This is a genomic window from Lysobacter zhanggongensis, assembly GCF_046638635.1.
Classification (GTDB): domain Bacteria; phylum Pseudomonadota; class Gammaproteobacteria; order Xanthomonadales; family Xanthomonadaceae; genus Novilysobacter; species Novilysobacter luteus.
In genome coordinates this window covers 1-7,683 of sequence record NZ_JBJXHK010000093.1, presented here as the reverse complement: position 1 = coordinate 7,683, position 7,683 = coordinate 1, and the positions used below count along the sequence as shown (strand labels likewise).

The following is a 7,683-nucleotide window of genomic DNA, read 5'->3' as shown; positions in this document are numbered from 1 at the left end:
GAAGCCCTGACGGTCGCCACCCGGCGGGTGGAACTCGACGACGTGGCGATGTCCGACGCCTACCGCGCCGAGACCTGCGAAACCACTCTCGCCAGCCTGCGCTGACCAACCCGGCCAGCCGCGCGTCGCCTCAGGGCGGCGCGCGGCTTTTTTTGTGTGCTCGCAGGTAAAAAAATTCGCTGAACAGGCAAATTTTGGTGAAACCTGTCACAAAACGGCCGATTGTCATTTAACTGCCGTTGACTTGGAGGGTCGCCCTTGTAGGCTCCCGATCGCCCCCGCACGGCAATTTGCGACGCAACGTGTCAGTCGGGGTGATGCAGGAAGACGTTCCGAGCCGAACCTTTACGCAGGGAGATCAACCAATGCAGATCAAGCACCGCCGTCTTGGTGCCGGCCGCCAGCGCGGCCAGGGCATGACCGAGTACATCATCATCACCGCGCTCATCGCCATCGCCGCCATCGCCGCCATCACCGCCTTCGGCGGGACGGTCCGCAGCGGCGTCGCCGGCATGGCCAAGGAGCTGTCGGGCGAAAGCGCGACCCAGTCCATCAACCGCGCCCAGAACACCGCCAGCGACGCACAGACGGAAGCGGACAAGACCAAGGGAATGGACGCCTACAACAACAAGTAGGCGTTGCAGCGCATCGGTGCCCCGTCGGGGGCACCGACCCCGGGGATGCGTCGTCAGCGACGACGTCCCCCACCCGATTCCAGGATCTCCCGACCGCGGGCGCAGGCCCGCGCGTCGCCGCCGTTGCGAGGTGACGGGCATGCCAGCCCCTTTTCCCCACCGCAGCTTCACCGCCCCCGGCGCACGCCGGCACCGCGGCCAGGCCCTCGTGCTGGGCGTGGTGTTCTTGCTGGTGCTGGCGGTCGGCACCGTGCTGCTGTTCAACACCGGCCAGGTGGTGCACCGGAAGGTCCAGCTGACAAATGCCGCCGACGCCGCCGCCTACAGCGTCGCCGTGCAGCAGGCGCGGGCCTGGAACTTCGCCGCGTACATGAACCGCGGGCGGGTGGCCAACGAGGTGGCCGTCGCCCAGTTCGTCAGCATCTATTCGTGGATCAACCACTTCAACCAGGCCGCGTTCAACCTCAAGACGCTGTTCGAGGCGCTGAGCCTGATCCCGTTTCCGCCGGTGGCAATACCCGCGCGGCTCCTGGCGACCGGCTTCAAGGTCGCGGATCAGGGCCTCAAGGCGGCCCGCCGGACCGCCCAGCCGATGATCCAGGGTGCGATCACGCTGCTGGACGAGCTCAACGGCTTCTACGCGGGCGCGGCGGCGCTGGCCATCACCTTTGCGTCCAAGGCCGAGTCGGTGCATATCGCCAACACGGTGCTCAAGGGCAATGTCGACCGGGCCCGCCTGAGTGCCCTTGGGGCCGGCGTGCTGGTCGGCCAGCTGGTGGATTCGCAGAACCGCTTCCTCGACTTCCACCGGCTGCCGCGCCGCGGGCAGAGCGAGGCGTTCAACCGCTACCGCAACGTCGTCATGCAATCGCGCGACGGCTTCAGCTGGGACCGCAGCCAGTCGCTTGGCGCGCTGATCAAGTTCGCGACCTACGGCGGCACCGACATGGTCGAGTACAACCGCTGGGCGGCGCTGGACACGATGCAGGTCAAGGTCGACCTGCCCAGCTGGCTCGGCATCGACGACATCGACGTCCCGGTCGGCTGGGGTGGCGCGCAGGCGGTGACGACCTACCGCGGCCAGCGGTTCCTGCCGGGCTTCAACAACAACCGTGGCTGGCGTTCGCCGTTCGACAACCGGCGCTACGGGGTCTACGGCGGCATGAACCCGCGCGACCTCGTCAGCCGGGCGGCGGCCAATGACCCCAACGTGTCGGTCCATGGTGGCAAGGCCAGGGGTGCGTACTTCACCGGCTACAACGGCCTGCGTGACTACCACGACCTGAAGGCAACGAAGAAGGGCCGGTACGGCGAAGGCCCGGTGTTCACGGTCGAGGCGACGGTGGACATGAGCGCGGCCCGGACCAGCACTACCGTCGGGCTCGCCAGCGGCCGGATGGCGCTGGCCGAGCAGACCGCGCGCATCTCCGCGCTGGCGTCGGCCGAGGTGTACTTCGAGCGGCCGGTGTCGCTGGACATGTTCCGGCGCGAAGACGGCCTGCGCGAATGGGGCAGCCTGTTCAGCCCGTACTGGCAGGCCCGGCTGGTCGAAACCCCGGCGGGTGTGCGCAATGCGCTGGGCCTGGCGGGCGGGGCAACGTGATGCCCGCGCGTGCCACCATGGCCCGGCTCTTACTGGTGCCGGCACTCACTGCCGCGTTGCTGGCCGCCTGCAGCGACGGCCCGGCTGCGCAACCCGGGGACGTCGCGAACGAGGCTGCGCAGACCGCCGCTGCCGGCCCCACGGACGAAGGCGCCGTGGCGGACTGGCCGGCGATCCACCTGGACCAGGTGCATGAACTCGTGGTCGAGGGCGCCAATGCCGCGCAGCGCGATTACCGGTTCGCCTTGGCGCGCTGCCGCGAAACCGGCTGGCCGGTCCGCGAGCTGACCGCGGCCGAACTCGGCCGGCTTGGGACGACCCGGGTCCGGATCTGGGCGTCACCGACGCTGGAAGTCGTCCGCGACGAGCAGTGGACGCTCGGGCTGGAGGACGGTGCGCCGGTCGACAGCTGCCTGTTCCGGCTCGAGCATGGCGGGCGCTACAGCTACGCCGACGGGTCGGTCGAGATGAGCCGCGCGCTGGGCGACGATGCCGCTGCCGGCGACAGCGCCGAACCGGTGGCGGGCGGNGCCGGTCGACAGCTGCCTGTTCCGGCTCGAGCATGGCGGGCGCTACAGCTACGCCGACGGGTCGGTCGAGATGAGCCGCGCGCTGGGCGACGATGCCGCTGCCGGCGACAGCGCCGAACCGGTGGCGGGCGGCAAGATACTGCCGCGCTTCCCGCTGGATCCGTCCCCTGGCGGGGCGGACGGCTTCGAGGCCATCGGCGAGCGCCAGGTCGCCGGGCAGGCGTGCCGCGCGTGGCGCGGCCGCAGCGTGGATGGCGAGATCGAACAATGCCTGTGGTCGGGCGGCCGGTCGTTCGGGTTCGACGACCAGGCCGTCGGCGAGGGCTGCACCCCGGCCCGGCCGGTCGAAGCGAGCCTGGAGGCGATCGTGCTGGCGCAGGAGCCGGTCGACGGCAAGGGTTGCCGCATCCGGACCCGCACCTTCACCGTCGGTGATGCGCTGGACCGCGATGCGTACGCGCCGCCCCCGGCTGGAGCCGGCGCATGAGCAGCCGCGGCTTCGGCAGGATGCGGCAGGTGCACTGCGCACGCCGCGCGCAGCGTGGGCAGTCGCTCACCGAGGTCGCGGTCATGGGCGCGGTCCTGGTTCCGCTGTTCCTGCTCGTGCCCGTGCTGGCCAAGTACATCCACCTGCAGCACAAGGGTGAGCAGATCGCCCGCGCATCGGCGTGGGAAGCCACGGTCGCCAGGGACTACGGCGTCCCCGAGCGCGCACGGATGGAACGGCTGCTGATGGCCCGCCACTTTGCGCCGGCCGACCAGCCAATCACCAGCAACCCGCCGGCGCCGCCCGCGGCCAACGCGGTCGTACCGGACCTGTTCCTCAATACCTTCAGCAACCAGCCGCTGTTGCGCAATGCGGACGTCGAACTCGGCGCCTATCGCAACCGCGGCGCGCCGGGCTTCATGGACGACGTGCTGGAGATGGCCGAATCGTTCCCGGGCGAGTTCCCGCCCAACAGCGAGGGGCTGATCGAGACCCGCGTGTCGATCAACCCGCAGAACCTGCGCACGGCCGACGGGCGTCCCGCCGCCTATCTGGCGCCGTTCGATGCCATCAACCTGCGGATGGAGTCGCGCCAGATGCTGTTGGCCGATGCCTGGAACGCGGCCGGCGCCGGCAGCGGCGGCTCGCCCCACCGGCGCAGTGTGCTCGCCCAGGTGCGCACTTTGGTGCCGACCGCCTACCTTGGCGGCGTGCTGCCCGACTGGGACTTGCCCGACTCCATCCCGGTCATCGGCGTGCTCGATGACCTCGAGATCGGCCACATCAAGCCGGATGTTGTCCCCAAGCCGCGGTTGGAGCCGTATGCCCCGCGGCGGTGAGTGGCTGGCTGCCGCGTTGGCCGGACTGCTCGCGCTGCCGATGACGGTGGCGGCGACCGCCTGGCCCGACGTGCCGCTGCCCGACGGTGCGCAGAGCATCGAGGTCGCCGGCGACATGCTGTTCAACGGCCTGCCGATGAGCACCCGCAAGTTCCGCACGCGCATGCGGCCGGAAGAGGTGCAGCGGTTCTACCGCGAGCAGTGGGCCGGCGCGGTGGTCGAGGACGACCTGGGCACCGGCACGGTGATGGGACACCTGCAAGGCCGGCACTACATCACGGTGCAGGTCGAGGCCGTCGGTGGCGGCACCGAGGCCACGGTGGGCGTCATGGACACCCGCGCCAAGCCATCGAAGCAACGGCCGGGTGATTGGCTGGTGCAACCGGCCAACACCGAGGTGCTGAGCGACGTGCAGTACCTGGACCTGACGGGCCAGCCGCGGACGCTGGCGCTGCGCAACACGCTCAGTCCGAGCCAGAACTACCTGTTCTACCGGAGCCGGCTTGCCGCCGACGACTGGAAGCCGGAGGGCGCCGGATGCTCGGTGATGGCCAGCCAGTGCCTGGTCGAGTTCAGCCGCGGCGGCGAGCACCTGTCGCTGGCGATCCAGCGCGAAGGCGGCAGCACCACCGTGCTGGCCAACCGGACCGGACGATGAACCAGCCGATGACAGGGGATCACCGCACGCGCCGGCCGTGGCGACGCCGCCGGCAGCAGGCCGGCCAGGGGCTGGTCGAGTACAGCGTGTTGCTGCTCTTCGTGGTGCTGGTGCTGGTGGCCAACCCCAACGTGATCCTCGAACTCGTCCAGGCCATGCGCGATGCCTACGTCGCGTTCGTCGACGCGCTGTCGCTCTCCTGGATCCCACTGACCTGATGGACCGCACATGCCCACAGTGAATCGAAACCTCCTCTACATCGGCGTCGCCGTGCTGCTTGGCCTCATCGCCGCGGTATCGGCGGTCGGCTACATCCGCGCCGAGGTCGACGAACGCACCCGCGAAGCGGCCACCGAAATGGTCCCGGTCGCGGTGCCCAAGCGCGACATGGACATCGGCACCGTCATCAACGAGGAAGATCTCGCGGTGCGCGAGGTGCCGGTCGACTTCGTGCCCGCCGACGCGGTCACCCCGGACAACTACGCCGAACTGATGGGGCGGATGCTGCGCTCCCCGGTGCGCGAAGGCGCGCCGCTCCCGGGCGCCGCGCTGGTGCCGCTGTACGACCAGTTCTCGCGGGTGATCGGCGCCGGCCGGGTCGGTTACACGCTGCAGGTGGACGAGACCAATTCGATCTCGGGCATGGTCACGCCGGGCGACCGCGTGGACATCCTGATGTCGGTCGACCAGGACGGCGGCAACACCCGGGTGATGCCGCTGCTGGAGGACATCAACGTCCTGGCCACCGGCACCCGCATCGGCGAGGAACTGGCCAACGACGAGGGCGGCCTCGGCTTCTCGACCATGACGCTTGAGCTGCAACCGCGCCAGGCCGAGCGCCTGACCGTGGCCGACAAGGCCGGCGACCTGCGGGTGCTGTTGCGCCAACGCGAGGACGGCAGCGCGTTCGGGCTGGACGGACTGACGGAAAGCGAACTGCTGCGCGGCGCGCCACGGCCGGTCGCGCGTCGCCGCACGGGCGGTGTGGAATTCATCATCGGGGGTGGACGTTGAAGCGATTGAAAGGGGCTGCAGGTCGGGCCGGGAGCCTGGCGGCGACGCTGGCGATGGTGCTTGCAGGAGGAAACGCGTTCGCGACGGGCGCCGGCCAGGACGCCGCCGACGGCGCCGAACAGGCGCAGGCGACCATCGCCCAGGCGCGTTCGATGCTCGACGCCGCCGCGCCGGCGCAGCGCGCACCGGAGCCGGCACCCGGCGCGAACTACGTGCCGGAATCCAGCGAGCTGGCGCGCACGCGCGCTGCCAGCCCCGCACCGCTCCCGGACGTCGGGTCCGGCCAGGGACCACTGCCGGCGGAACTGACCCTGTACGGCGGCCAGGTGGTGGTACACACCGTCGATGTCCCGCTGCGCCGCGTCGCGGTCGGCAGCGGCGAGCTGCTCGAGGTCAAGACGCTCGGCGGACGCGAGCTGGTGATCATCGCCAGCGAGCCGGGCAACACCGCGCTGCACCTGTGGTTCCAGGACGGCAGCCAGCGCGACGTCCCGGTGACCATCGTCGGTGACAACCTCGGCCAGGCCGCGCGCGTACTGCAGTCGATGCTTGGACCGGCTGGCAACGCGCGGGTGTCCATCGTCGGCGGCAACGTCGTGGTGACCGGGCAGGACATCAGCCAGGCCGACTGGTACCGCATCGAGGAGATGCGCAAGGCCTACCCGAGCATCGTCAACCTCGGCAGCGTCGACGCGGTCGGCATGCGGCCGATGGTGATGATGGACGTCCAGATCATGGAGTTCGACCGCAACGCGCTCGAGGAACTCGGCATCCGCTGGGACAGCAGCATCGACGGGCCCAACGCCGGCGCGCTGTACGACTCGTCCTCGTCGGAGTTCCGCGTGCTGCCGGATGGCAGCGACTTCGACAAGCCCGAGTTCGACGGCCTGGCCAACCCGATCCAGACAGCGTTCGGGCTGGCGACCTCGATCACCTCGCGCATCAACCTGCTGGTCAACAAGGGCAAGGCCTACGCGCTCGCGTCGCCACACCTGAGCACGCGCAGCGGCGGCGAGGCCAACTTCCTGGTCGGCGGCGAGGTGCCGATCCCGATCTCCTCGCTGTTCGGCCAGACCCAGGTCGAGTTCAAGGAGTACGGCATCAAGCTCGACATCTCGCCGGTGGTCAACGGCTCCGACGAGATCATGACCACGCTGATGGCCGAGGTGAGCCGCATCGACCCGAGCATCACCGTGAACGGCATCCCCGGCTTCCTGACACGGCGGACCCATTCGGAGGTCAACGTGCGCAATGGCGAGACGATCGTCATCTCCGGGCTGACCGACATCAACGCCGCAAAGTCGGCCGACAAGTTCCCGATCCTCGGCGAGATCCCGATCCTCGGCCGGCTGTTCCGCTCTGACCGGTTCCGCGCCAACCAGACCGACCTGGTGGTCTTCGTGACGCCGCGCATCGTCGGCCCGGACTCGCAGCACAACCGTGACGGCCTCGAGCAGGGCCGGCGGATCCGCGAGATGTACGAGAGCGACCTCGGCCGCAAGCTCGGGCAGTAGGCAACCACCATGTTCAACGTCCTGATCGAAACCGGAAACCGCGACCCGCGCGAAGTGCGCTGCCTGCACCGCGAGTGCGGCATCGGCCGCGGCGACGGCAACCTGGTGGTGCTGCAGGGCTGGAACATCGGCAGCCGCCATGCCGCGCTCAAGCGGCTGGACGACGGCATCTTCATCGAGTCGCTCGGCGGCGGGCGCGCGGCGGTGCTGGTCAACGGCCAGAAGGTCAAGCACAGCCACGGCCCCCTGACCCGGCACGACCTGGTCGAGATCGGCGAGTACCGCATCCGGGTGGTCAACGAGGACGCCCGCACCGCGCCGGTGGCGGCGGCCAACGAGCCGGTCGCGCCACCGGTGCCTGCGTCAACCGCCCCGCTGGCGCCGGCGCCGTCCGATTCGCGCG

8 protein-coding genes are annotated in these 7,683 nt (G+C 69.8%); all 8 read left to right on the top strand.

Going from position 1 to position 7,683, the window contains the following annotated elements; translation table 11 throughout:
• Positions 1–365 precede the first annotated feature (365 nt).
• Positions 366–635, top strand: coding sequence for a pilus assembly protein (locus ACKVMH_RS11805; RefSeq protein ID WP_412700439.1), 270 nt, complete (start codon positions 366–368; stop codon positions 633–635).
• 139 nt (positions 636–774) lie between these two features.
• Positions 775–2,238: a pilus assembly protein TadG-related protein gene (locus tag ACKVMH_RS11800; RefSeq protein WP_412700438.1), complete on the top strand. Its 1,464-nt coding sequence runs from the start codon at positions 775–777 to the stop codon at positions 2,236–2,238.
• 1,013 nt (positions 2,239–3,251) lie between these two features.
• Positions 3,252–4,094, top strand: coding sequence for a hypothetical protein (locus tag ACKVMH_RS11795; RefSeq protein ID WP_412700437.1), 843 nt, complete (start codon positions 3,252–3,254; stop codon positions 4,092–4,094).
• Complete coding sequence (locus ACKVMH_RS11790; RefSeq protein ID WP_412700436.1) at positions 4,078–4,752, top strand: hypothetical protein; 675 nt, start codon at positions 4,078–4,080, stop codon at positions 4,750–4,752. The genes ACKVMH_RS11795 and ACKVMH_RS11790 overlap by 17 nt, the downstream gene beginning before the upstream one ends.
• Positions 4,749–4,970, top strand: coding sequence for a hypothetical protein (locus tag ACKVMH_RS11785; RefSeq protein ID WP_412700435.1), 222 nt, complete (start codon positions 4,749–4,751; stop codon positions 4,968–4,970). The genes ACKVMH_RS11790 and ACKVMH_RS11785 overlap by 4 nt, the downstream gene beginning before the upstream one ends.
• A 10-nt stretch (positions 4,971–4,980) precedes the next feature.
• Positions 4,981–5,766: a Flp pilus assembly protein CpaB gene (gene cpaB, locus ACKVMH_RS11780; protein WP_215219094.1), complete on the top strand. Its 786-nt coding sequence runs from the start codon at positions 4,981–4,983 to the stop codon at positions 5,764–5,766.
• Positions 5,763–7,280 (top strand): type II and III secretion system protein family protein, encoded by a 1,518-nt coding sequence (locus ACKVMH_RS11775; protein ID WP_412700434.1) that lies wholly within the window; start codon positions 5,763–5,765, stop codon positions 7,278–7,280. The genes cpaB and ACKVMH_RS11775 overlap by 4 nt, the downstream gene beginning before the upstream one ends.
• A 9-nt stretch (positions 7,281–7,289) precedes the next feature.
• Positions 7,290–7,683, top strand: a 394-nt coding sequence (locus tag ACKVMH_RS11770; protein WP_412700433.1) for an FHA domain-containing protein, incomplete at its 3' end; no start/stop codon positions are given.

Coding starts and splice junctions, on each gene's coding strand:
- ACKVMH_RS11800 (WP_412700438.1), top strand. CDS start 775: ATGCCAGCCCCTTTTCCCCACCGCAGCTTCACCGCCCCCGGCGCACGC.
- ACKVMH_RS11790 (WP_412700436.1), top strand. CDS start 4,078: ATGCCCCGCGGCGGTGAGTGGCTGGCTGCCGCGTTGGCCGGACTGCTC.
- ACKVMH_RS11795 (WP_412700437.1), top strand. CDS start 3,252: ATGAGCAGCCGCGGCTTCGGCAGGATGCGGCAGGTGCACTGCGCACGC.
- ACKVMH_RS11805 (WP_412700439.1), top strand. CDS start 366: ATGCAGATCAAGCACCGCCGTCTTGGTGCCGGCCGCCAGCGCGGCCAG.
- ACKVMH_RS11785 (WP_412700435.1), top strand. CDS start 4,749: ATGAACCAGCCGATGACAGGGGATCACCGCACGCGCCGGCCGTGGCGA.
- cpaB (WP_215219094.1), top strand. CDS start 4,981: ATGCCCACAGTGAATCGAAACCTCCTCTACATCGGCGTCGCCGTGCTG.